The sequence below is a fragment of the Thiohalocapsa sp. ML1 genome (assembly GCF_001469165.1).
GTDB lineage: Bacteria > Pseudomonadota > Gammaproteobacteria > Chromatiales > Chromatiaceae > Thiohalocapsa.
In genome coordinates this window covers 31497-54922 of record NZ_JABX01000040.1, presented here as the reverse complement: position 1 = coordinate 54922, position 23426 = coordinate 31497, and the positions used below count along the sequence as shown (strand labels likewise).

Below are 23426 nucleotides of genomic sequence, written 5' to 3'. Positions count from 1 at the left end.
GGTACGCGCGGTAGGTCGCTTGGATCTGCGCCTCGCGTGCAGCGCGCTTGTCCGCGGACTTCGCGCGCGAGCGCTTGCTCTGCTGCGTGCGGCGATACGCGCGATTGAAGCAGCGCCGGTTGTAGGCCGCTTGCCGCCAGTCGCTCAAGTCCTGCGCCTCACACAGTTGCGCGCAGGTGTCGATGACCTTGCGGACTGCGTCGAGCAACAGGTTGGTGTCGGTGGGATAGTGGACATCGGTTTCGACGACGAAAGAGTCAGCGCGGACGTTGAGCGCTTCGTCGGGACTTTTTTTACCAGGGCATGGCCGGCAGCGACGACGACTTGGTTGATGCGATCGAGGATATCCGGGGCGAACAGGCGCAGATTGTCCTTGAGCGTTTGCAGGCCGTAATGCGTGTCGTCTGCCCAGTCGCCGTGGCCGAGCATCTGGCGGATCGTGGCATGCTGGTTGGCCAGTTCCTGAATCCGATCGTAGTCGGCGTTCAGACCCAGTCGCAGCACGCCCAAGACCAGGATCTTCCATTGCTCCATGCCGGGCCGCCCCGTGTCGGGGTTCACGGCGCTCTGCCCATCGGCGCTGCGCGGCAGCACCGCGGCGAGGATCGCAAACACCTGCTCGCGCACCTCGGGCGTGACGTAGATGTATTGCAGACCGCGCAGAATCCGCGGAATGTCGTCGCGCGAGCGGGCGTCGAGCACGATCCGCGAGATATCTTGCTCGCCGAACTTCAGCTGCGGGTCGATGATCTGTCGCATAAGATTGAATGACGAAGTTTATGCGTCCATATTCCGCCGGTTGCGTAGTGGATGTCGAATGAACACCCGACCGCAATTCGACGCGCCCTAAAATCAACAAGTTGCGAGCCGCCGTGCCGCACAGCTCGCCATGACGGCGCCGGGCAGCCCCGCCGCTTCGACCATGGGGCCAGATTCTAAACCCTTGTAACGATGAGATAAAGCGCTTTCTCGGTCAGGCACTAACTATAGCAAGGCATGGGGGTATCACGGAGTTTGGCTCAGGGGTTTTTACCTGCGGTGCGCCGTACTTCGGACGAACGGTTCGCTGGGGCCAGCGAGAGGCCGGGCGGGCGCGGACTGCGCGGCCGGGCCGTGGCGGGTCGGCGGCGTCGGGCTCGCGAGCAGGTTGCAGGGCCTGGCTGCGCCGAGCGCCAAAAAGAAACGCCGCCCCGGCAAGCCGGCGCGGCGAAAGGAGGAGTGGATGGTTCCGCGGGCCAAATTAGCACCGAGGCGCGTGTGGGTACTTGATAATCCGCAACCGCCGGGTTTTTCGTCGGCCGCGGACCTCAGGATGGCGCGCCGGCCGCCCGCCAGCGCAAGTTAGCAATTGAGCAATGCCGTGCTCGGGCTGCACAATGCCCGACGGCGCGACTCGGCTGCCGGCCGCCCCACCGGCGCTGTCGGGGTGGGGCAGGGCGGGGCGTCGCGGACCTTGGCGAGGCAATCAGCAAACGGGCGGCTGTCAAAGATGCAACGAGCTTGGGGCGAGTATTCCTGCGAAGGCTTTTACGACGAGCTGATGGTCGGCCCCGCCTTGCCGCGGGCCGGCTGCGAGGCGCTGGCGGCGGATATCGACGCGTTGGGGCCGGACGAGCTTGCGGCGCGCCAGGAGGCGGCGGAGGCGTCCATCAAGGAGATGGGCATCACCTTCACGGTGTACTCGGAGGAGGGCGGCATGATCGATCGTGCCTGGCCCTTCGACGTGATCCCGCGCGTGATCCCGGAGGCGGAGTGGCGGCGCGTCGAGTCCGGCCTCAAGCAGCGCGTGCAGGCGCTGAACCTGTTCATCGACGACCTCTACCACGAGCAGCGCATCATCAAGGACAAGGTGTTCCCGCAGGAGGTGCTGGCGAAGTCCGTCAACTTCCGTCCGCAGTGCGTCGGTGTGGACCCGCCGCTCGGCATCTGGGCGCACATCTGCGGCTCGGACCTGGTGCGCGACCGCGACGGCACGCTGTACGTGCTGGAGGACAACCTGCGCGTGCCTTCCGGCGTGTCGTACATGCTGGAGAACCGGCTGGTCACCAAGCGCGTGCTGCCGGAGCTGTTCGAGCACTATGCGCCGCTGCCGGTGGACGACTATCCGAGCCAGTTGTTCGACACGTTGGCGGCCATCTCGCCGCGACCCGCGGAGTACCCGGAGGTGGTCGTGCTGACGCCGGGCATCTACAACTCGGCCTACTTCGAGCACTCCTACCTCGCGCAGCAGATGGGCGCGGAGCTGGTGGAGGGCCGGGATCTGTTCGTGGACAGCGACGACTGCTGCTACATGCGCACCGTGGATGGACCGGCACGGGTGGATGTGATCTATCGGCGCATCGACGATCTGTTCCTGGACCCGGAGGCCTTTGTCCCGGACTCCATCCTCGGCGTGCCGGGCCTGCTGCGGGCCTGGAAGGCCGGCAACGTCGCGCTGGCCAATGCCCCCGGCGCCGGCGTCGCCGACGACAAGGTGGTCTACGCCTTCGTGCCCGAGATCATTAAGTACTACTTGGATCAGGACGCGATCATCCCGAACGTGCCCACCTACCGCTGCATGGAGCCCGATGCGCTGGCGTACGTCACCGAGCACATCGCCGAGCTGGTGGTGAAGCCGGCCAACGAGTCCGGCGGCTACGGCATGATCGTCGGGCCGGCGGCGACGCAGGCCGAGCGCAACCGGTTCGTACAGCTCATCAAGAAGGACCCGCGCAACTACATCGGGCAGCCGACGCTCGGCATCTCCACGGTGCCGACGGTGATCAAGCGCGCGCTGGAGCCGCGCCACGTGGACCTGCGGCCCTTCATCCTGACCGCGGACCGGCAGAGCGTCACCATGGGCGGCCTCACGCGGGTGGCGCTGCGCAAGGGCTCGCTGGTGGTCAACTCCTCCCAGGGCGGCGGCAGCAAGGACACCTGGATTATCCCGGAGGGTGCCGGCGAGCAGCCCCGGGTGGAAGCGGCGCAGGCGCAGCAGTCGCAGGCGCAGGGATAGCGACAGGGGGTCTCGGACCGACAAGGGCGGGCATCGAACCCCGAGGGCCAAGGGCCGAGGGCCGAGGACGCTGCCTCGGCCCTCCGACCCTGGCCCTCGGCCCGTCGGCCCTTCGGCTCACGCCCCGCTCGGTCTGACACGTCGCCGCCTCATCAAACATCCGCATAGGAGCCCCGAATGCTCTCCCGAGTCGCCGAGAACCTCTACTGGCTGGCCCGCTATGTGGAGCGGGCCGAGAACACCGCGCGCATCGTCACCGTCAACGCCAACCTGCTGCTGGACCTGCCGAAGGGCGTCGCGCCGGGCTGGCGGCCGCTGGTGGACATCACCGGCGCGAACACGCTGTTCGAGGAGCACTACAAGGACTACGGCGAGCGCCAAGTGGTGCGCTTCCTGCTCGGCGACGAGCGCCATTCCGGCAGCATCATCACCGCGCTGGCGGCGGCGCGGGAGAACTGCCGCACCATCCGCGACATCGTGCCGCGGGAGTTCTGGGAGCAGATCAACGGCCTGCACCTGTTCGCGTCCGGCGAGCTCACGAAGGGCCTGGCCAAGACCGGCCGCCACCCCTACCTGCGCGAGCTGGTGCTGCGCTGCCAGACCCTCGCCGGGCTCCTGGACGGGACCATGCTGCACGACCAGGGCTTTGAGTTTCTGCGCCTGGGTCGCTACCTGGAGCGCGCGGACATGACCACGCGCATCGCCGACGTGCAGTCCGCCAACCTGCTGCCGGACGCCGACGGCGGCCGGCCCTACGACAACATCCAGTGGGTCAGCGTGCTCAAGTCCATGACGGCCTACCAGATGTACCGGCGCAGCGAGCAGATCCGCGTGCAGCGCGGTCCGGTGCTGCGCTTCATCTTCAAGAGCCCGCTGTTCCCGCGCTCCGTGCGCTGGTGCATGGAGCACGCCCGCAGCGGTCTGGAGCGGCTGCCTCGCAACGAGTCCTCGCTGCGCGAGATGGGGCGCATCGCGCGGCTGCTGGACCACGCGGACCTGCCGGCACTGAGCCAGTTCGAGCTGCATGACTTTGTAGACGACGTCCAGCTCGGCATCGCCAATCTGCACAGTGAGATCGCCGCCACCTGGTTCCCGCCGCCGCTCGTGACGGAAGAGGCGGCTTGACTGCACCCGCTCGCCGCGCCCGGCGACGGATATGGCGCGTGGCCGACGGGGCCGGAGATCGGATCGGTCGCGAATGCCTTCATTGGCCCTTCCAGTTTCCGGATGTTCGTGTATGATTGCGGGTTTTCCTGCGCCAGGCCAAGCCCGGTCGGGGCGGTGTCGCACCGCTGCCCGTCCCGCTTCCCAAGCCGGCCTAGGCGAAGCGCTCCAAGCGGACAAAACCGCAGCCGAACAGCCCTCATCACGGAACCCGGAACCTCAGATGGTCAAGATTCGTCTTTCCCGCGGCGGCGCCAAGAAGCAGCCGTTTTATCAAATCGTCGTGGCGGACATCCGCCGCTCCCGCGACGGTCGCAGCATCGAGCGCATCGGCTTCTTCGACCCCTGCGCCCGCGGTTCATCCGAGCGCCTGCGCGTCGACCGCGCCCGCGCCGAGCACTGGCTGAGCCAGGGTGCCCAGCCCACCGAGCGCGTCGCGAAGCTGCTGAAAGAGGCCGCCAAGCAGGCCGCAGCGTCGCCGCTGGAGGCTTGACGCCCCAACGGCAAGCGGCCTAGGACTCCGCGGCGTGGCCACGGAGCAATCCAGCCCGGCGGCGGATGCGGCGCTGGGGCCTGATGCAGGCGGCCAAGCCGACCGGCGCATCGAGCTTGGCCGCATCGGTGGGCCGCACGGCGTGCGCGGCTGGGTCCGCATCGGTTCGGACACCGAGCCGCCGGAGAACATTCTGCGCTACCGGCCCTGGCTGGTCGGCGACGTCGAGATGGTGGTCGCCGAAGGCCGGCGCCAAGGCAAGGCGCTGGTGGCGCGGCTCGTCGGCTGCGATGAGCGCGACGCCGCCGCCGCGCTGACGGGCAAGATCATCGCCGTCCGCCGCCGGCAGTTGCCGCCGCCGCGGCCGGATGAGTTTTATTGGGCGGACCTGGAAGGGCTTGCCGTTGCGACGCCGGACGGCGTCGCCCTTGGCACCGTGAGCCACCTGTTCGCCACCGGGGCCAACGATGTGATCGTCGTCGCCGGGGAGCGGGAGCGGCTGGTGCCCTTCCTTTGGGGTCAGGTGGTGCAGGACATCGATTTCGCGCAGCGGCGCATCGTCGTGGACTGGGACCCGGACTTCTAGCGCTGCCGGCGGCGCGGTGTCGGGCCACGCCGGCGCTCGCCAGCACGAGGCGGCAAGCCGCCGGGAGCCGAGATGCGCTTCGACGTCGTCACCCTGTTTCCGGAGCAGTTTCGGATCCTCAGCGATGAAGGCGTGGTGGCCCGGGCGCTGAAGCGCGGTCTCGCGAGCCTCACGACCTGGAACCCGCGGGACTTCGCGACGGATGCACAGCGCACCGTGGACGACCGGCCCTATGGCGGCGGCCCCGGCATGGTGATGAAGGTCGCGCCGCTGCGCGAGGCCATCGCCGCCGCCAAGCACGCCGCCGCCGTGGCGGGCCATGACAGCCGCGTCGCGTACCTGAGCCCGCAGGGGCGGCGGCTCGCGCAGGCGGACATGCAGCGCATTGCCGCGGCCCCGGGCTGGGTGCTGGTGGCGGGGCGTTACGAAGGGGTCGACGAGCGCCTGCTGGAGGCGCACGTCGACGAGGAATGGTCCATTGGCGACTATGTGCTGAGCGGCGGTGAGCTCGCGGCCATGGTCGTTATGGACGCGGTCATCCGGCTCTTGCCCGGGGCGCTCGGCCACGCGGATTCGGCCGCGCAGGACTCCCACGGCGACGGCCTGCTGGACTGCCCGCACTACACGCGACCGGAGCTGATCGACGGCCGCTCGGTGCCGCCGGTGCTGCTCTCCGGTGACCATGCCGCCATTGCGCGCTGGCGGCGGCAGCAGGCCCTGGTGCGCACTTGGCAGCGCCGCCCGGACCTGCTGCGCGCGCGGGGCCTCGGCGAGGACGACCGGGCATTGCTGGACGAATTCATGCGGGGCCGTGCCGGCACCGCAGCAGAACAGGAGCGGAACGAGACATGAGCAACATCATCGAAGAACTCGAGCAGGAACAGATGGGCAAGACGGTGCCGGACTTCGGCCCCGGCGACACCGTCGTGGTGCAGGTGCGGGTCAAGGAGGGCGAGCGCGAGCGCCTGCAGGCCTTTGAAGGCGTCTGCATCGCCAAGCGCAACCGCGGCCTCAACTCCGCGTTTACCGTGCGCAAGATGTCCCATGGCGAGGGGGTCGAGCGCGTGTTCCAGACCTACAGCCCGGCGGTGGCCGAGATCGCGGTCAAGCGCCGCGGCGACGTGCGCCGCGCCAAGCTCTACTACCTGCGCGGGCGCAGCGGCAAGGCCGCGCGCATCAAGGAAAAGCTCTGACGGACAGGCGGACGGCGCCGCGCGGCCCGAAGCGCGGCTTCGCCCGCCCGGCACAGACACCTTGCCCGCCAGCACCTTGCCCGCCAGCACCTTGCCCGCCAGCTTCTATTGGCACGATTACGAGACCTGGGGCAGCAGCCCCGGCCTCGATCGGCCGTGCCAATTCGCCGGACTGCGCACCGACGCCGATCTCAACGAGGTCGGCGCGCCGCTGGTCGTCTTCGCGCGGCCCGCCGATGACCTGCTGCCGCAGCCGGACGCCTGTCTGGTCACCGGCATTACGCCGCAGCGCGCCGAGCGTGAGGGGGTGCCGGAGGCGGAATTTGCCCGCGCCATTCGCGAACAGCTCGCGGCCCCCGGCACCTGCGGCGTCGGCTACAACAGCCTGCGCTTCGACGACGAGGTCACGCGGTATCTCCTGTACCGCAACCTGCTGCCGCCCTACGCGCACACCTACGAGAATGGCAATTCGCGCTGGGACCTCATCAATGTGCTGCGCCTCGCCCACGCACTGCGCCCGGACGGCATCCTGTGGCCGGAGCGCGAGCCCGGCGTCACGTCGTTTCGCCTGGAGCACCTGACGGCCGCCAACGGCATCCCGCACGCCGCGGCCCACGATGCCCTCGCGGACGTGCGCGCCACCATCGCGCTGGCCCGCCTGCTGAGGCGCGCGCAGCCGAAGCTCTTTCAGTACGCACTGACGCTGCGCTCGCGCCAAACGGTCGAGAACCTCATCGACCGCGGCGAGCCATTGCTGCACGTCTCGCAGCGCTTCCCGGCGGCGCAGGGCTGTATCGCCCCCGTGGCCATCGTCGGCACCGCCGAGGACAACCCCAAGCAGCGCTGGTGCTTCGACCTGCGCGCGGACCCGGCGGTGCTGCTCGACCTGCCCGCAGAGGACATCCGTGCGCGCGTGTTCGTCGCCAGCCAAGACCTGCCCGAGGGCGTGGAGCGCATCCCGCTCAAAGGCCTCAAGACCAACGCCGTGCCCATGCTGGCCCCGCTGAAGACGCTGACACCGACGGCCGCCGAACGCTGGTCCATCGACCCGGCCCGGGTGGTAGAGCGCGCCGCCTTCGTCCGCCACCATGGTGCGGCCATCGCCGCCAAAGTCCGCGACGTGCACCGCCGCGAGCCCGAAGCGGGCGGTGCCCCGCCGGACCCCGAGCGCATGCTCTACGGCGGCGGCTTCTTCACCGATGCTGACATCCGCACCATGGCCCGGCTGCACGGGCTCACGCCCCAGGCGCTGGCCGCCGAGCAGCCGCGCTTCCAAGACGCCCGGCTGCCGACGCTGCTCTTTCGCATGCGCGCCCGCAACTGGCCCGACACCCTCACCGAGGCCGAGCGCGAGGACTGGGACGCCTGGCGCTTCGAGCGCCTGACGGACCCCGAGCGCGGCGCCTCCCTCACCGTCGACGCCTTCGAGGCCCGCCTCACCGAGCTCGCCGCCGAGCACGCGGGCGATCCAGAGCGCCTGCGGTTGTTGACGGCGCTTGGCGCGTGGGGCGAGCGGGTAATGGACGCCGGCCTTTGAGGCCGTGGCCAGGGGCGCATCACTCAGAACGTTCCAGATTGAGATCTTCCGCCCGACATATTTGATTCTTATCGAGGCCCGCTCGCGACACCGCTTCAACGATGTCGCGCGTTTGCGGGCGCTCTGCGCCCTGGTGCGGTGAGGCGAGGACGGAGGACAGGGCATGCTGATTTGGGCCGCACGGATGGGGTCTCCCGGTTAAAAGGGCTCTGACCCGAATGGCGCTAACTTGACAGCTAACTTTTTCAGAATCAGTACCTTAGGGCCGTCCTGCGTCGCGAAACCGCGAGATCGCAGGACGCTCAGGTGGTGGAATCGGGCAAATACGGCGCCGGGGGCGGTCTGACGCTAGAGTTTCCTGCCCCGCAAGTATCTGATTGGTATAGGCAAACGGCTTAAGTTAGCGCCATTCGTCTCTGACCCCTTATTCGTTATTAGACCCCTTTCTCGTTACTGGCGAGCTTGGTCTGTGAAAAACGTGGTCTGTCCCCGTTTCTTGCCGCGTTTCTTGTGTGAAAAACGTGGTCTGTCCCCGTTTCTTGCCGTGTCCCCGTTTCTTGCCGTCCCCGTTTCTTGCCTGGTCTGTCCCCGTTTCTTGCCATGTGTGAAAAACGTGGTCTGTCCCGAATGGCGCTAACTTAAAGAGCCGACTTTCTAAGAATCAGTAACTTATGCCCATCCCGCGTCGCGAAACCGCGAGATTGTAGGGCGCTCAGGGAGAGGAGTCGGGCGGAAACGGCGCCGAGGGCGGTTTCCCGATCGAGTTTCCTGCCCCGCAAATATCTGATTGGTATGGACAAGCGGCTTAAGTTAGCGCCATTCTGGTCTGTCCCCGTTTCTTGCCATGTCCCCGTTTCTTGCCCGGCGGCTGTAGGGCCGAGGGCCGAGGATGGCTCCCTCGGCCCGCGGCCCTCGGCCCTCGGCCCTTCCCCCAGGTGTGGTCGTACACTTGACTCATCTGCAAACTCTCAAACTGAGGTATGCCCGACAAGCGGGCTCGAGACCGCGCCGGCGCCGACTGGGAGCGCCGGCTTTCAGCCGGCTTCGCGTGCCGGGGGCTCGATGCCCCCGGCGCGCGATCTGCGGCGCGGGAGCCGGGCGGTTGCCCATGCCGCGCGGCCGGCCGGACGAGCGCGCATGTGCTCTCTGATCGGCCAGGACGCCGCCGACGCGGCATCGAGCCGCGCTGGCGGCGAGCCGGCTGGAAAGCCGGCGATCCCAGCGCAGTAGTGTCCGCTGTGCGAACCGCTTGCGTGCGGCAGGCGATGTGGCCGGCACGATGATCGAGGCCCGCTCGCGACACCGCTTCAGCGGTGCCGCGCGTCTGCGGGCGCTCTGCGCCCTGGTGCGGTGAGGCGAGGACGGAGGACAGGGCATGCTGATTTGGGCCGCACGGATGGGGTCTCCCGGGTAAAAGGGCTCTGACCCCTTATTCGCTGACCCCTTATTCGCTCTTATTCGCTGACCCCTTATTCGCTGACCCCTTATTCGTTAGACCCCTTATTCGTTATTAGACCCCTTTCTCGTTATTGGCGAGCTTGGTCTGTGAAAAACGTGGTCTGTCCCCGTTACTTGGTCCATACTCGCGGCTGGCCGGAGTGTCGGCCTCCCGGCCGACACGGATCAGCCCGAGGCCAACTCGTGACACCGCTCCAGCGGTTTCGCGCCTCGAAGGGCGCTCTGCGCTCCGATGCGGTGAGGCGAGGACGGCGCCCGGGGCTGGATACGCCCAGCGGGTGCAACCAGGCGCCGCGCCGGCCGCAGCTCGGCGGCAGGCGGCCTAGGGTGCCGGGCCGAGCAGTTCCTCGATGCCGTCAATGTCGAGGACCGCGTCCAGCCAAGCGTCAAGCTGTGACAGGTTGGCGGCGGCGATACGCGCCGACGCCCAGTCCGGCAAGGGGCCGAAGCGGTGGCGCAGGAGTCGCTCCAGAGAGTCGGCCTTGCCCTCGGCCTTGCCCTTGCTCTCGCCTCGGCCAAAGATGATCTTGTAGGAGCGGGTCTCTTCCAACGGGGTGAGCTGATGCAGCATCGCAAAGACCTCCTCGGGGGTCAGGTCGCGGAAACGTTCCATGAACCAAAATTCCAGGACTTCGGCAAGATTGAGCCGATCGGGCTCCGGGATATCCGCGGATTGCAGCGTCCGCCAGAGCCGCGGTGCCTGCGCCCTCAGCGCCTCGTCGCGCTCGACGACCAGCGGGGCGAAGACGACCACATAGGGGTTGTCGGGCTCCTGCGCCAGCAGGTCCGGCAGGATCCGGTTGAGATAGACCGCTCTGAACGGTGCGCCGGGCGTCGTGATACCCGTCGGGTGCGGGGGATCATCGCCCTCGTGCAGAAAGACCAAGATGCCGACGATCTCGCCGCCGCCGAGCTCCTCGCCGATCAGGCCGACCTTGGTCATCAGGTTGTACCAGGCCGTGTCTTTGGGCTGGGCTTGGAATTCGACGACGTAGCTCGCGCCGCGATTGCCCGCGTCGGGCTCGCAGACGCCGTCCGCTCGGCGCTCGATGGCCTTGAAGGTGATCGAGCGAAACCGGTACGGACCCGACAGCCGCAGCCCCCCGGTCAGGATGCGGAACGCCTCGGCGCCCGTGCGCAGGTAACTGTAGATGGCTTAGTCGGGCTTCATGGGCCAGGTCGGTCGGAGGTTGCCATGGCGATTGTAAGCGCCGACGGCGGGCGATGGCCTCCCGAGGCTTTGGCGGAGCTTGGCGGAGCTCTTCCGCCTGCAATGTTTGCCCTTTATCGAGGCCCGCTCGCGACACCGCTCCGGCGGTGTCGTGCCTCGAAGGGCGCTATGCGCCCCGTTGCGGTGAAGCGGGGACGGATGACAGGGCATGCTGATTTGGGCCGCCTGGATAGGGTCTACCGGTCAAAAGGGCTCTGCCCCCGCCCCCAAAAAAGGTGGTCTGTCCCAATTTTTACGTTCCCATTCAAAAAAGGTGGTCTGTCCCCATTTTTTTATTGTCCCCATTTTTTTAAAAAGGTGGTCTGTCCCCATTTTTCCGCGCTCGCGACACCGCTCCGGCGGTGTCGTGCCTCGAAGGGCGCTATGCGCCCCGTTGCGGTGAAGCGGGGACGGATGACAGGGCATGCTGATTTGGGCCGCCTGGATAGGGTCTACCGGTCAAAAGGGCTCTGCCCCCGCCCCCAAAAAAGGTGGTCTGTCCCCATTTTTACCCCATTTTTACCCCCCATTTTTACCCCTTTTTTACTTCGCTCGCGCGATCTAACCTTACTCGTTGGGCCATTCCATCAGTCTTCACTCGCAAGGACAAGTCGCGGGAGCGAAAAAGAAGGGCAACCAAAAGCGTACACGAGAAAACGTGGTCCGCCCCCGATTTCCGCTCTTCGTGCCGGTTGATGCGATGGCCTTGGTCCCTGAGGTGCCCCTGGTTAGGCGCTCTCTTTGAACATGGAAGGCGCATGCCGAACGCCCAAGAGGCCATCAATGGATATATCTTCATCGACTCGGGGCCAGTGAATCCCATACCCCGAGGGCGATACCTCGAAAATTGCAAGTTCGTCGTCGCTCGCCCTCTCCAGAGTGGGAGACAGCGTGCGCAGGTCAACGGAAAGGGACCTTCCGTCTACCACAGCGGCGAGCGTGCCTTTAGAAACAGTGATTTCTGTGATGTCGTGTTGCTTGCTCATGGTAAGCGCTTCGCTTGGAACTCTTGCCATTGTTCCACGATGTAGTCGAAGTGGGTGAAAATGATCTTTCTTATTTCCTTTCTCGCGCGCGGAGACATGTTGTATGAGTACGCGAGCGCAATATCAAATGAATTCACGTCAATCCAGTATTTACATTCCATGTCGCCCTTTTTGGCGTGGACGTGAATTGGCTCATTACCTTCATTTGCGTAGAAGAACAGTCGCCAACCAAGAAGAAGCAGAATGGTCGGCATGAGAATATAACCTCCGATCGGCGCCTAACGTTTTGGATAGCCGGCGCCCGCGGTGGAGACGATGAGCCTCGCCGCCACGCTTGCGCCGGCGTCGTGAGCTGGCGCTGCGGTGCATGACGATCCGCGGGCGTCCGCGCTGATCCACTTGTTGAACTTCGGCGCGATCCGCCCCTTCCGACTATGGAATTTGCCCCTGATGGATGGCCGTTGTCAACGACGAGCGCGTGGAATCGCGGGACGGGAGGTCGCCCTGTGGCCGGCTTACGGGCCGTCGGGCGGGCGTCGCCGGGTCTACGCGCGGGCCGGAGCGGGGCTGTCGGTGCGGGTGCAGTGGCGGATTTCTGCGCGTGGGCAGGGGGCGGCTGTCCCTGCGGGCAGGGCGTGCAAGTCGCCGGCGGTCTGCGTGCGGGCTGGTCATTCAAGCGGCGGCGGCAAACGCCGCCGGTGGGTCGTGGCAGGAGAGGAATTCGCAGACGGTGCGCAGGCGGCCTTGCCCGCAGGCGGGGCAGAGCATCGGATCGATGCCCTGTTTAGCGAGGCACTCGTCGAGGTCGGCGATGTAGGACCGCTCCGGGTCGTCGAGCCCGAGCAGGGCGCGGCAGCGGGTCAGGTTGGCCTTGCGCCGGCCGCCGGCGAGCAGGCCGTAGTAGCGCACTTGGTGGAAGCCCGGCGGCAGCACGTGCTGCAGGAAGCGGCGCAGGAATTCCGCGCCGGGCAGGCGCATGCGTCTCTCGGCCGCCGGCTGTGCGGGTCCTTGCAGCGGTTGTCGCGGTAGCGGAAGGTCACCCGGCCGTCGTCGAGGTCGAGGATGCGGTGGTTGGCGATGGCAACGCGATTGACGTAGCGCCCGAGGTAGCGGATGAGGTGCTGCGGGGCGTCGAAGGGGGCCTCGGCATGGACGACCCAGTCGTGGCGGTGCAGGCGGATCAGCAGTTGCTTCCAGTCGCCGTGGTCGGCCAGCTCGGGCGGGCCGCCGGCGAGGGTGCCGACGGCGCGCAGGTGCTCCAAGGCGCGCAGGAAGATGGCGCGGAACACCGGCGAGAGGGCGAGCGTGGGGAAGCGGAAGTTCTGCGGTGCCCGGACGAAGGCGCTGCCGTCGCGCTTGAGCGCGCCGCCGGTGACCAGGCAATGCACGTGCGGATGCAGTTGCAGGGTCTGCCCCCAGGTGTGCAGCACCGCGACGATGCCGAGATCCCCATCCCAGCGCTTGCGGGCGAAGGTCTGCAGTGTTTCGGCGGCGGCGCGCATGAGCGCCGCGTAGACCGCGCTCGGGTGGTACTGCACCAGGCGGTCGAGGGCGTCGGGCAGGGTGAAGACGAGATGGAAGTACTGGATCGGCAGCAGCTCCAGCTCTCGCGCATCGACCCAGGCGGCGCGCTGGTGTCGGCGGTGTCGAGTGTCCGCCCGATCCCGAGCCCCCGCCTCGCCGCCAGGTCCGCCGACTCCGCCGCCAGCGCCCGGTCCAAGGCGGCAGCGCCGCGCAGAGCCGTGCCGAGCCACAAGCCCCTCGGCATGAGGGAAATCCCGCGGCGTGTTCGTGCAAACCCCGCATTCCATCGGGTTGGCTCCAATCGGCATCGGGGCCTGCGCTATAGTTTGCCGCGTCTCGGCCACCAGCCCCGTGAACGTCAGTCAACGCCGTAGTTCCACTCGCCGGTCCTGATCGCCATGGCCGATAGCGCCCCCCGATCCGCCCGTTCCGCCGTTTCCGCCGTGCTGACGCCCGCGTTGCGTCGGCTGCTTGTGCTGGTGCTGCTCGGCGGCGGGCTGATGGCGGTGAGCTCGGTGCATCTGTTGGCGGTGACGCTGGTGGAGCGATGGAGCGGGGCGGTGCTGCAGGATCGGCTGTATCTCACGCTGTTCCTCGGGCACGTGGTGCTGGGGCTTCTGCTGATGGTGCCGGCGCTCGCGTTCGGGGCGCTGCATTTCCGCCGCGCGCGGCTGCGGCCGAATCGCTATGCGATCGGTGCCGGCGTGGCGCTGTACCTGTCGCTGGTGGCGATGTTCTTGTCCGGCGTTTTGTTGACGCGCTTCGGGATTTTCGAGGTCAACGACCCCGCTCTGCGCAATATGGCCTATTGGGTGCATGTGCTCGCGCCGGTGCTGGTGATCTGGCTGTTCGTGGTGCATCGGCTGGCCGGGCCGCGGCTCGACTGGCGCGCGGGCGTCGCCTGGGCCGGGGCGGCGGCGGGCTTCGCGGTGCTGGCGCTCGGGCTGCATGCCGTGAAGCTGCTGCAGGAGCCTGACTGGGTGCGCGCCTTCGAGCCCGCGCTGGCTATGACCCCGGGCGGGGCGCCTATCGATCCGGCGCGGCTGATGCAGGACGACACCTGCGCCGAGTGTCATGCGGACATCGCGGCGCAGCACGCGGGCTCCATGCACGGCATGAGCTCCTTCAACAACCCGGCCTATCGCGCCGCCGTTGACGAGACCCGTGCGGTGCTCCTGGCGCGCGACGGCGATGTGACCGTCGCACGGCTCTGCGCCGTCTGCCACGATCAGGTGCCGCTGTTCTCCGGCCGCTTCGACGACCCGGCCTACGACCCGGATACGGACCCGGCCGGCAGTGCCGGCATCACCTGCCTGGGCTGCCATGCCATCGCCGCCGTGAACAGCCCCGTCGGCAACGGCGACTACAGCCTGGCACCGCCGCCGCGCTATCCGTTTGCGGACAGCGACGGTGCGCTGGGCCGCTTTCTGCACCGACAGCTCATCCGTGCGAAGCCGGCGTTTCACAAGGCGACGCTGCTCGCGCCCGTGCACCAGTCGCCCGAGTTCTGTGCCGCCTGCCACAAGGTGCACCTGCCGCCGGCGCTCAATCACTATCGCTGGCTGCGTGGGCAGAACCACTACGACAGCTTTTTGATGAGCGGCGTGTCCGGGCATCGGGTGGACAGCTTCTACTATCCGGCCCGGGCCGAGACCGGCTGCAACGGTTGCCACATGCCGGAGGTCGCGTCCGCCGACCCGGCGGCGCGGCGGCTGGACGGGCCGGGCGGGCTTGCCGTGCACGATCACCTGTTCGCCGCCGCGAACACGGCCGTGCCGAGGCTGCTCGGCCGCCCGGCTGCGGAGAACGCCGCAAGGGTGGATGCCATGCGCAAGGCGGCGCGCGTGGACATCTTCGGCCTCAAGGCGGGCGGCGGCATCGAGGGCACGCTGCACGCGCCGCTGCGCCCGGACCTGCCGGTGCTGACGCCGGGCGGGCGCTACCTGCTGGAGGTGGTCATCCGCACCACCGGCATGGGCCATGCGCTGACCCAGGGCACGGCGGACTCCAACGAGGTCTGGCTCACGCTGACGCTGCGCGCGGGCGACCGGGTGATCGCCCGCTCCGGCGGCCTGCATCCGGACGGTGCCGTGGACGACTGGGCCTGGTTCGGCAATGCCTATCTGCTGGACCGCGTGGGCCGCCGCATCACGCGGCGCAACGCGCAGGACATCGTCGTCGCGCTCTACGACCATCAGATCCCGCCCGGTGCGGCGGCGGTGGTGCACTACGCCTTCGACGTGCCGCCCGGGCTCACCGGGCCGCTCACGCTGGAGGCGCGGCTCAACTACCGCAAGTTCGACACCCGCTATGTGCGCTTCATGCAGGGCGACGGGTTCCGGCACAACGACCTGCCCATCACCACGCTGGCGTCGGATCGGCTTGCGCTGCCCATCGCCGGCGGCGAGCCGCTGCCGCCGGCCGCCGCGACCCCGCTCGACATCCCGCCCTGGCAGCGCTGGAACGACTACGGCATCGGCCTGTTTCGAGAGGGTCCGCGCGGCGAATCGCGCCAAGCGGAGGCGGCCTTCCGCGAGGTGGAGCGCCTGCAAGCCGGGCAGGGCGGCGACGGCGCGCTGAACCTCGCCCGCGTGCTGCATCGCGAGGGCCGGCTCGACGAGGCCGCCGCCGCGCTGGCCCGCGCCGCGGAGCAGGGCGCACCGCCCTGGGTGGTGGCCTGGTACACGGGGCTCATCGCACGGGATCAGGGCGATCTCGACCGGGCCATCGATGCGCTGACGGCGCTGGCCGAGACGCGTTTCAACGCCGCCCGGGAGCGTGGCTTCGACTTCGGCCGCGATTACCGGATGCTGACGGAGCTCGGCCGCACGCTCTACGAGCGCGCCCGGCGCGAGCGCGGCGACGCCCGCCGCGAGGCGCGCGCGGGCTACCTGGAGCAGGCCCGCGCGCGGCTGACGCAGGCGCTTGCCATCGATCCCGAGAACGCCGCCGCGCACCACAACCTGAGCCTGGTGCTCGCCGAGCTCGGCGACGCCGACGCGGCGGGTCGGCACCGCGCGCTGCACGAGCACTACCGCACCGACGACAACGCCGTGGAGCGCGCGGTCAGTCTGCATCGCGCCGAGAACCCGGCCGCGAATCATGCCGCGGAGCCGGTGGCGATCTACGTCGTGCAGCCGGTGGAGGAGGGCGCGCAGGTTGCCGATGCGGCGGAATGACGCGGCGCTCGGCGTGCTGCGATGGGTTGAACAGATCGACACCAGCGGAGGCCCAGAGATGAACACCGAGCAGCGACCCGCTCCCGGCGCCAAGCCGGTGCCGACCCGCGGCGAGGCACGCATCCGCCGGGCCTTGCTGGTCTCGCTGGCGGCGCTCGCCGTGGGCGTCGTGCTCGCGGGCGTCGGCTACCTGCTGACCCGCCCGCCCGCGTCGGTGCCCGTCGCGGAGGCGGAGATCGCGCTGCCGCAGGTGGCGCCGGCCCCGGAAGCCCCGGGCGCCGCGGCAGCGCCGACGACGCCGCCGACGGTGCTGTTCACCGACATCACACAAGCCGCCGGCATCGACTTCGTGCACGAGAACGGCGCCTACGGCGAGCGGCTGATGCCCGAGACCCTCGGCAGCGGCGCCGCCTTCTTCGACTACGACCGCGATGGCGACCAGGATCTGCTGCTGGTGAATTCGCGCGAATGGCCCGGCCACGAGACGCTGCCCGAGCAGCCGACCATGCGGCTCTACCGCAACGACGGCAGCGGCAGCTTCGAGGACGCCACCGCCGGCAGCGGGCTCGACTTCGCGGACTACGGCATGGGGGTTGCCATCGGCGACGTGGACGGCGACGGCTGGGACGACGTCTATCTGACCTCGCTCAACGCCAACCGCCTGCTGCGCAACCTGCCGGCGCCGGGCGGCGGGCGCCGCTTCGAGGACATCACCGACGCCGCCGGGGTCGCCGGCCGCGACGACGCCTGGTCCTCCAGCGCCGTCTTCTTCGACTACGACAAGGACGGCGATCTGGATCTGTTCGTCGTCAACTACGTCAAGTGGTCGCGGGACATCGATCTGGCCATCGACTTTCGCCTGACGGGCCTGGGCCGGGCCTACGGGGCGCCGGTCAACTTCATCGGCACCGACAATCTGCTGTATCGCAACGACGGTTTGGGCGACGACGGAAACCCGCGCTTCACCGATGTGTCCGCCGCCGCCGGCATCCGCGTCGCCGACCCCGTCACCGGCAACCCAGTGGGCAAGGGGCTCGGCGTCGTGGCGCTCGACTACGACGGCGACGGCTGGCAGGACCTCGTCGTCGTCAACGACACGGTGCGCAACTTTCTGTTCCGGAACTTGGGCGACGGCCGCTTCGAGGAGACCGCCATCCTCGACGGCGTGGCGTATGACCGCAACGGCAAGGGCACCTCGGCCATGGGCGTGGACACGGCGCATTTCCGCAACGACGCGGAGCTCGGCATCGCGGTGGGCAACTTCGCCAACGAGATGGCCTCGCTCTTCGTCACCACCGACGGGCGCCCGCCCTTCGTGGACGAGGCGGTGCTGGAGGGGCTCGGCCCCGCGTCGCGCATCCCGCTCACCTTCGGGCTCCTGTTCTTCGACTACGACCTGGACGGCCGCGAGGACCTGCTGCTCGCCAACGGCCACCTGGAGCACGAGATCGACAAGGTGCAGCAGAGCCAGCGCTATGCGCAGCCGGCGGCGCTGTTCTGGAACTGCGGCGACGCCTGCGGTGCGAGCTTCGTGTTCGTGCCGCCGACGCCCGCCGCCGTCGGCGATCTCGCGCAGGATCTGGTCGGTCGCGGCATCGCCTATGCGGACATCGACGGCGACGGCGATCTCGACGTGCTGATCACGCAGAACGGCCGCCGGCCGGCACTGCTGCGCAACGATCAGGCCCTCGGTCACCACTGGCTGCGGCTGGCGCTGATCGGCCGGCCGCCCAACACCGGCGCCATCGGCGCGCGCATCGAGCTCACCGCCGGCGGCACGACGCAGGTGCGCGACGTGCGCCCGACCCGCGGCTACCTGTCGCAGGTGGAGCGGCCGGTGACCTTCGGGCTCGGCGCGCTGGCCGACCCGGCGGCGGTGTCGATCCGCGTCATCTGGCCGGACGGCAGCGAGCAGACGCACACGCCGACGGCGCTGGATACGACGCTGACGCTTCGGCAGGGTGGCGGCGATGCTTGAGGGCGTGCTCCGGGGATTCCGTCAACGCCGGCGGGCTGCCATCGTCGGCGCTCTCGGCCTCTGCCTCCTGCTGGCGGGTGAGGCCCGCGCCGACCTGGTCGCGGAGCCGCCGCAGACGCACGGTGTCGCCCTCGCGCCGGTGCCGCTCGCCGATTGGAGCGGCGCCGAGCCGCTGATGCAGCAGGCGCTCACCGCCGCCCGTGCGGAGCTGAACGTGCTGTTGGCCGAGCCGGCGCCGGACGCCGCAACCATCGCGGCGGCTTACGGGCGCCTCGGTGCGCTGCTGATCCTGGTGGAGGTGGAGGCGCAGGCCGATGCCTGCCTCGCGAACGCCATGGCGTTCCAGCCGGAGGAGCTGCGCTGGCCCTACTACGCGGGCTATCTCGCGATGCTCGCCGGCAACCTGGAGGCCGCCGTCGGCCACCTGGAGCGGGCGCGGGACATCGCACCGGACTATGCGCCGCTGTACGTGCGCCTCGGCAAGGTGCACCTGGACCGCAGCGCGCTGGCCGAGGCCGAGGCGGCGCTAACCCGCGCCGCGGCGGAGCCGAGCCTCGCGGCCCCGGCCAACTACTACCGCGGCCAGATCGCGGTGCTGCAGCGGCGCTTCGCGGACGCCATCGGGCTGCTCGACGCGGCGCTCGCCGCGAACCCGGGCGCCACCGAGGTGCACTATCCGCTGGCGCAGGCGCATCGGGCGCTCGGCAACACCGAGGCTGCCCGCGCGCACCTCGCGCAGTTCCGATTGCGCGAGCCGGCCATCGCCGACCTGCTCATCGACGAGCTGCGCGCGGCGACGGACCACGCGCTGCCGGCCTTCAAAGAGGCGCTGCATGCGGTGCGCGGCGGCGACTACGACACCGCCGTACGGCGCTTCGCGGACGGGCTCGCCGTGGCACCGGACAACGCCGACGCGCGCATCAGCTACGCCCGCGTGCTTTGGCTGACCGGCCAGCAGTCCGCGGCGGAGTCGGCGCTTGCGCAAGTGCTGGCGGCGGCGCCGGATGCGACCTTCGCGGTCTTTCTCGACGGTGTCGTCGCGCAGGCGCGCGGCGATGTCGATGCCGCCGCGGCGCGCTACGCCCAAGTGCTGGCGCAGGCGCCGGAGCACGCCGGCGCGCTGTTCGCGCTCGCGAATCTGGACTTCCACGCCGGTCGCCATGCCGCCGCGGCGGCCGGCTATGAGCGGGTGCTCGCGGCCGATGCCGGCGTGGCGCCGGCGCGGGTGCTCGCGCAGGTGGCGGCACTGCGCGGCGGCGCGGCGGAGGCGGACGTGCTCGCCACCGTGCGGGGTCTTGCAGAACGGCATCCGGATGATCCGCAGCTCCGCTACGCACTCGCCCGGCTGCTCGCGGCGGCCGAGGACGCATCGCTCCGGGAGCCGGCCGCCGCCCGCAACCTCGCCGCCGCGCTGCTTGCCGATCCGGCCGCCGGCGGTCCCATCCCGCCGCACCAGCGCGCGCTGGCGCTGGCCCGCGCCGCCGGCGGCGACATGGCGGGTGCGAAGGCGCTGCTGCAACCGCTCGCCGACGCGGCCTGGATGCTGCCGCCGGCCGAGGCGGCGCTGGTCGAGGCCGAGCTGGCGGCCTACGCCGACGGCCGACTGCCGCAGCCCTGGCCGGACGGGGATCTGCTGCTCGCGCCGCCGCCCTTCAGCGCCGATCAGCTCATGCGGGATTATCCGGCGACGAAGCCCTACTGAGCCGCGCTGCCCCGCCAACGAAAAGGGGCCGGTTGCCCGGCCCCCAAGAAGCGTTCCCAGCGGGACACCGCCCGCCGGGTCTGCGTCGCGCCTTAGCGCTCGCTGCCGCTGTCCTGCGGTGCCGACGGCGTCACCGGCTGCGCATAGCCGCCGTAGGGATAGCCGCCCCAGCCGTAACCCGGGTAGCCCCAGCCATAGCCGGGGTAGCCCCCGCCATAGCCCGGAGCGCCCCAGCCGCCGCCGTACGGATAGCCGTAGCCGCCGTAGTGCGGATAGCCGCGGCCGTACCAGGGGCCGCCGTGCCATGGACCGCCGTACCAGGGGCCGTCGCCCCAGGAACCCCAAAACGCCTGGGCCGGCGTCGCCGCCAGCGCGGCAACCAAGGCACCACCGGCAGCGCCGATCAGCAAGTTCTTCATCATTGCCTCCTCGCCTTCGTGTTCAAGTTGCCGGGATCAATCCCGCAGCCAGTATAGCGGCGTAAACATCTGTTGCGATAGGGGTTTGTACCTGCTTGCTTGACGGCGCAATGGGGGAAGTTTGAAGTTTGAAGTTTGAAGTGCGAAGTGCGGAGTGCGGAGTGCGAAGTGCGGAAGGAAGCTTCCTCGGCCCTCGGCCCTCGGCCCTCGGCCCTTGTCCCGCCGGCGTCGCGGCTGATGACAAAGCCGCAGCATAAGCCGTGGTTATCGGCACATCCGAACCGCGGAATTGCCGCTCGGTCCGCGCTGTGGCAGCCTGCGGGCTCCGACGACCATCATTAGAACGAGGACACCTCCATGCGCGTCATCCTGCTCGGCGGCCCCGGGGCCGGCAAAGGCACCCAGGCCAACTTCATCAAGGAGCATTTCCAGATCCCGCAGATCTCCACCGGCGACATGCTCCGCGGCCACGTCAAGGCCGGCACCGAGCTGGGCATCGCGGCGAAGAAGATCATGGACGAGGGCGGGCTGGTGTCCGACGACATCATCATCGGCATGGTCCGGGAGCGCATCAAGGAGCCCGACTGCGCGAACGGCTTCCTGTTCGACGGCTTCCCGCGCACCCTGGCGCAGGCCGACGCGATGAAGGAGAGTGGCATCTACGTGGACGCCGTGGTGGAGATCGACGTGCCGGACGAGGAGATCATCCAGCGCATGTCCGGCCGGCGCGTGCATCTGGCCTCCGGCCGCACCTATCACGTTGTCTTCAACCCGCCCAAGGAAGCGGGCAAGGACGACGAGACCGGCGAGCCGCTGGTGCAGCGCGACGACGACAAGGAGGACACGGTCAAGGCTCGCCTCAAGGTCTATCACGATCAGACCGCGCCGCTCATCGACTACTACTCGACCTGGGCGGAGCAGGGCGGCGAAGGCGCCCCGCGCTACATCAAGGTGGACGGCGTCGGCGGCGTCGATGCGATCCGCGAGAGCATCATCGGGCGGCTCAGTCAGCCCTGAGTAGGGCCGAGGGCCGAGCCTCTGCCTCCTCGGCCCTCGGCCCTCGGCCCTTCCACATGCGACAATCCACGCCTTTCAATCGCTGCTCCTTGCGTACAGGCCATGTGGATTAGGCATTGTTTGCTGCTGCTGTTGCTCTGCGGTGCCCAGCCCGCCGTCGCGATGCACAAGTGCGTCGATGCCGATGGCAATGTGACCTATTCCCAGACCGCCTGTGAGGAACCCCGGGGCCGGGCGCCGTCGCTTCCCGAGGTGCCCGGCGGCGGTGCTCTTGCCGCCCCCGCGGGCGACGTGCTCTGCGACCGGGTGCAGGCCTTCGCGCTGGAGCTGGCGCACGGCATGGTTGCCGGTGTCACCCTCAACCGGGCCATGGCGGTGCTGGGCGGGCGCGGTGGCAGGGATGACCGGAGCGGCCACGCCGCCTTGGGCAGCCGCGGCATCGTGGGCGACGATGCGCTGGAGATCATCAACCACGTGTTCGCCTTCGCCGGCCGCGGCGAGCTGGACCCGGAGCGCATCGCCGCGTCGGCGGCGGAGCAGTGCCGGGGCGGGGGCTTCGATTTCGAGCGGGGCGCCCCCGGCGGTGCGGAGGGGCTGCGGCGCATGGCGGGCAGCGGCATCCTGCTGAATCCCCAGGGTGTCCTGCTGACGGCGGACAGCGTCATTGCCGAGTGCGGCGGGCTGCGCAGCTTTCGCGGTGGCGGCTGGCACGACACCCGGGTGCTGCGCCGCGACTCGGCGCTCGGCCTCGCCGTGCTGGTGGCCGACGGCCTGCACGGTCGCCCCGGCGTCTTTGCCGAGGGCGATGCGCCGCTGCCGCCGACGCTGCAGGCCGTGAGCCTGCCGCTGCGCGGGGTGCTGAGCGGCGAGCCGAGCATCGCCGAGGCGACGTTGCAGCCGCCCGCGGCCGATGTGGTGGGGGCGTTGATTGCCGCCGTCGTGCCGGATGCGGCGGCACCGCTGCCGCTGTCCTTGCCGCCGGGGCCGGCACTGTCCGGTGCGCCGCTGATCGGCGATGGCGGGCTCATCGCCGGCATTGTCCTGCCAGCCGCGGACGGCGGCTTCGAGGTGCTGCCGACCGCGGCCGTGCGAAGGTTTCTGGCCGCTGCCGACGTGTCGCACTTCGGCGCGGCGGCACTCGGCCGGCTTACGCCGCAGGAGACTCGCCGCCGGGCCGCCGGCTTTACCGTGCACGTGGAGTGCGTGCCCTAGAGGGCTAAGGGCTAAGGGCCAAGGGAGCCCTCCACCAGCCGTCCGTTCTCTAGGGAGGCGTCGCCTGACCGACAAGTCGTGCTCCCGACGCGCCTCGCCGGTCCGACGTCCAGTTGCAACTTGACTCATCGGTAAGAGCTAGGCGCTGTCAAGCAACGAGCCAGCCGCAAGCATCCAGCCCCCGACGCTCGGGTTTAACGCCAGCGCGAACCCCGCCGCCGTGCGCGCCCCGGGGTCGAGCAGCAGCACCGGCAGGCCGATCTGCGCGGCGGAGAGGCAGGCGCCCACCAACATCGCGGTCAGCGCGCCGCGCCTGGCCAGCTCAGGGTAGGCGCCCGGTGGATTGGCCGTCAGCAATGCGCTGTCCGGGTCCGCGTTGGCCGCGGTGGCGAGCGCGATGGCCCGGGCGCCGTCGAGGTAGAGCCGCTCCACCGCGTGCCGGCCGCGGCTCAGCGCGACGTCGAGGGCGTGTTTGTCGAGCGCGCCCGCTGGGTGCTGCGGCGCCAGTTCCAGCCGGTGTGCGCGGAGGTTGCCGGCGGCGGGCGCGGGTCGCCGGGGGGCTGCCGGGATCGCGAGCCAATCCGGCATCTGCATCTGCCCTGTCGGCAGGACCGCAGGTCGGCACGCGGGCGCGCAGGGCGCTTCGCGGCGTGGAGCAGGCGCCCGCGGGGCCAGCCGCGGCGCGATCAGGTCGTGGGGTCGCATGGCCCGGCAGCATACGGTGCGCGGCGCGGCGCGTCATTGCGCGCGGCGGCGTCGCGGCGCCGGCATCC

The 23426-nt window shown here is 69.3% G+C and carries 19 protein-coding genes and 1 pseudogene; 12 read left to right on the top strand and 8 right to left on the bottom strand.

Annotation, left to right across the window (positions count from 1 at the left end; all coding sequences use genetic code 11):
* A pseudogene (locus ML01_RS20755) lies at window positions 1-759 on the bottom strand (ISNCY family transposase); the annotation flags it as partial.
* Window positions 760-1489: 730 nt separating this feature from the next.
* Between ML01_RS20755 and ML01_RS20750 the strand changes: the two are divergent.
* The 7 genes from ML01_RS20750 to sbcB all read left to right on the top strand — a co-directional run bounded on the left by ML01_RS20750 (window position 1490) and on the right by sbcB (window position 7968).
* Complete coding sequence (locus ML01_RS20750) at window positions 1490-2995, top strand: circularly permuted type 2 ATP-grasp protein (RefSeq protein ID WP_058557297.1); 1506 nt, start codon at window positions 1490-1492, stop codon at window positions 2993-2995.
* A gap of 177 nt (window positions 2996-3172) precedes the next feature.
* A complete protein-coding gene (locus tag ML01_RS20745; RefSeq protein ID WP_058557296.1) occupies window positions 3173-4120 on the top strand; it encodes an alpha-E domain-containing protein in 948 nt (315 codons plus the stop codon).
* 262 nt (window positions 4121-4382) lie between these two features.
* Window positions 4383-4652 carry a 30S ribosomal protein S16 gene (gene rpsP / locus ML01_RS20740; RefSeq protein WP_058557295.1) on the top strand — a complete coding sequence of 90 codons (270 nt, stop codon included), beginning with the start codon at window positions 4383-4385 and terminating at the stop codon, window positions 4650-4652.
* Between the two features lie 73 nt (window positions 4653-4725).
* On the top strand, window positions 4726-5238 hold the full coding sequence (gene rimM / locus ML01_RS20735; RefSeq protein WP_058557303.1) for a ribosome maturation factor RimM: 513 nt from the start codon (window positions 4726-4728) through the stop codon (window positions 5236-5238).
* Window positions 5239-5310: 72 nt separating this feature from the next.
* Window positions 5311-6090 (top strand): tRNA (guanosine(37)-N1)-methyltransferase TrmD, encoded by a 780-nt coding sequence (gene trmD / locus ML01_RS20730; protein WP_058557294.1) that lies wholly within the window; start codon window positions 5311-5313, stop codon window positions 6088-6090.
* Window positions 6087-6431 carry a 50S ribosomal protein L19 gene (rplS, locus tag ML01_RS20725; protein WP_058557293.1) on the top strand — a complete coding sequence of 115 codons (345 nt, stop codon included), beginning with the start codon at window positions 6087-6089 and terminating at the stop codon, window positions 6429-6431. The genes trmD and rplS overlap by 4 nt, the downstream gene beginning before the upstream one ends.
* A 61-nt stretch (window positions 6432-6492) precedes the next feature.
* On the top strand, window positions 6493-7968 hold the full coding sequence (gene sbcB / locus ML01_RS20720) for an exodeoxyribonuclease I (RefSeq protein WP_254045340.1): 1476 nt from the start codon (window positions 6493-6495) through the stop codon (window positions 7966-7968).
* A 1780-nt stretch (window positions 7969-9748) separates the two neighbouring features.
* On the opposite strand, the gene ML01_RS20715 is transcribed toward sbcB, so the two are convergent.
* The 5 genes from ML01_RS20715 to ML01_RS20695 all read right to left on the bottom strand — a co-directional run bounded on the left by ML01_RS20715 (window position 9749) and on the right by ML01_RS20695 (window position 13454).
* A complete protein-coding gene (locus tag ML01_RS20715; protein ID WP_371258229.1) occupies window positions 9749-10567 on the bottom strand; it encodes a DUF2887 domain-containing protein in 819 nt (272 codons plus the stop codon).
* Window positions 10568-11364: 797 nt separating this feature from the next.
* Window positions 11365-11622: a DUF2442 domain-containing protein gene (locus ML01_RS20710; protein ID WP_058557292.1), complete on the bottom strand. Its 258-nt coding sequence runs from the start codon at window positions 11620-11622 to the stop codon at window positions 11365-11367.
* A complete protein-coding gene (locus tag ML01_RS20705) occupies window positions 11619-11876 on the bottom strand; it encodes a DUF4160 domain-containing protein (RefSeq protein WP_058557291.1) in 258 nt (85 codons plus the stop codon). Before ML01_RS20705 ends, ML01_RS20710 begins: the two co-directional genes overlap by 4 nt.
* Before the next feature lie 418 nt (window positions 11877-12294).
* Entirely contained in the window at window positions 12295-12600 is a 306-nt protein-coding gene (locus tag ML01_RS20700) for a transposase (protein ID WP_082674494.1), read from the bottom strand.
* Window positions 12483-13454: a transposase gene (locus tag ML01_RS20695; protein WP_082674493.1), complete on the bottom strand. Its 972-nt coding sequence runs from the start codon at window positions 13452-13454 to the stop codon at window positions 12483-12485. Before ML01_RS20695 ends, ML01_RS20700 begins: the two co-directional genes overlap by 118 nt.
* A gap of 90 nt (window positions 13455-13544) precedes the next feature.
* On the opposite strand from ML01_RS20695, the gene ML01_RS20690 reads away from it, so the two are divergent.
* Genes ML01_RS20690 through ML01_RS20680 form a run of 3 tightly spaced genes read left to right on the top strand, consistent with a single transcriptional unit; the run spans window position 13545 to window position 20005 of the window.
* Complete coding sequence (locus ML01_RS20690; RefSeq protein WP_254045339.1) at window positions 13545-16325, top strand: multiheme c-type cytochrome; 2781 nt, start codon at window positions 13545-13547, stop codon at window positions 16323-16325.
* Window positions 16326-16383: 58 nt separating this feature from the next.
* Entirely contained in the window at window positions 16384-18303 is a 1920-nt protein-coding gene (locus ML01_RS20685) for a CRTAC1 family protein (protein WP_058557301.1), read from the top strand.
* The gene (locus ML01_RS20680; protein ID WP_156427887.1) at window positions 18296-20005 is read left to right on the top strand and encodes a tetratricopeptide repeat protein; all 1710 of its coding nucleotides are present in this window, start codon (window positions 18296-18298) and stop codon (window positions 20003-20005) included. The genes ML01_RS20685 and ML01_RS20680 overlap by 8 nt, the downstream gene beginning before the upstream one ends.
* A 92-nt stretch (window positions 20006-20097) precedes the next feature.
* Here the strand turns inward: ML01_RS20680 and ML01_RS20675 are convergent, their stop codons facing one another.
* Window positions 20098-20424 carry a hypothetical protein gene (locus ML01_RS20675; RefSeq protein WP_216819243.1) on the bottom strand — a complete coding sequence of 109 codons (327 nt, stop codon included), beginning with the start codon at window positions 20422-20424 and terminating at the stop codon, window positions 20098-20100.
* Between the two features lie 357 nt (window positions 20425-20781).
* Between ML01_RS20675 and adk the strand changes: the two genes are divergently transcribed.
* Window positions 20782-21441 (top strand): adenylate kinase, encoded by a 660-nt coding sequence (gene adk, locus ML01_RS20670; RefSeq protein WP_058557285.1) that lies wholly within the window; start codon window positions 20782-20784, stop codon window positions 21439-21441.
* A 102-nt stretch (window positions 21442-21543) separates the two neighbouring features.
* Window positions 21544-22653 (top strand): DUF4124 domain-containing protein, encoded by a 1110-nt coding sequence (locus tag ML01_RS20665; protein ID WP_082674492.1) that lies wholly within the window; start codon window positions 21544-21546, stop codon window positions 22651-22653.
* 138 nt (window positions 22654-22791) lie between these two features.
* On the opposite strand, the gene ML01_RS20660 is transcribed toward ML01_RS20665, so the two are convergent.
* The gene (locus tag ML01_RS20660) at window positions 22792-23241 is read right to left on the bottom strand and encodes a hypothetical protein (RefSeq protein WP_216819242.1); all 450 of its coding nucleotides are present in this window, start codon (window positions 23239-23241) and stop codon (window positions 22792-22794) included.
* Between the last annotated feature and the right edge of the window lie 185 nt (window positions 23242-23426).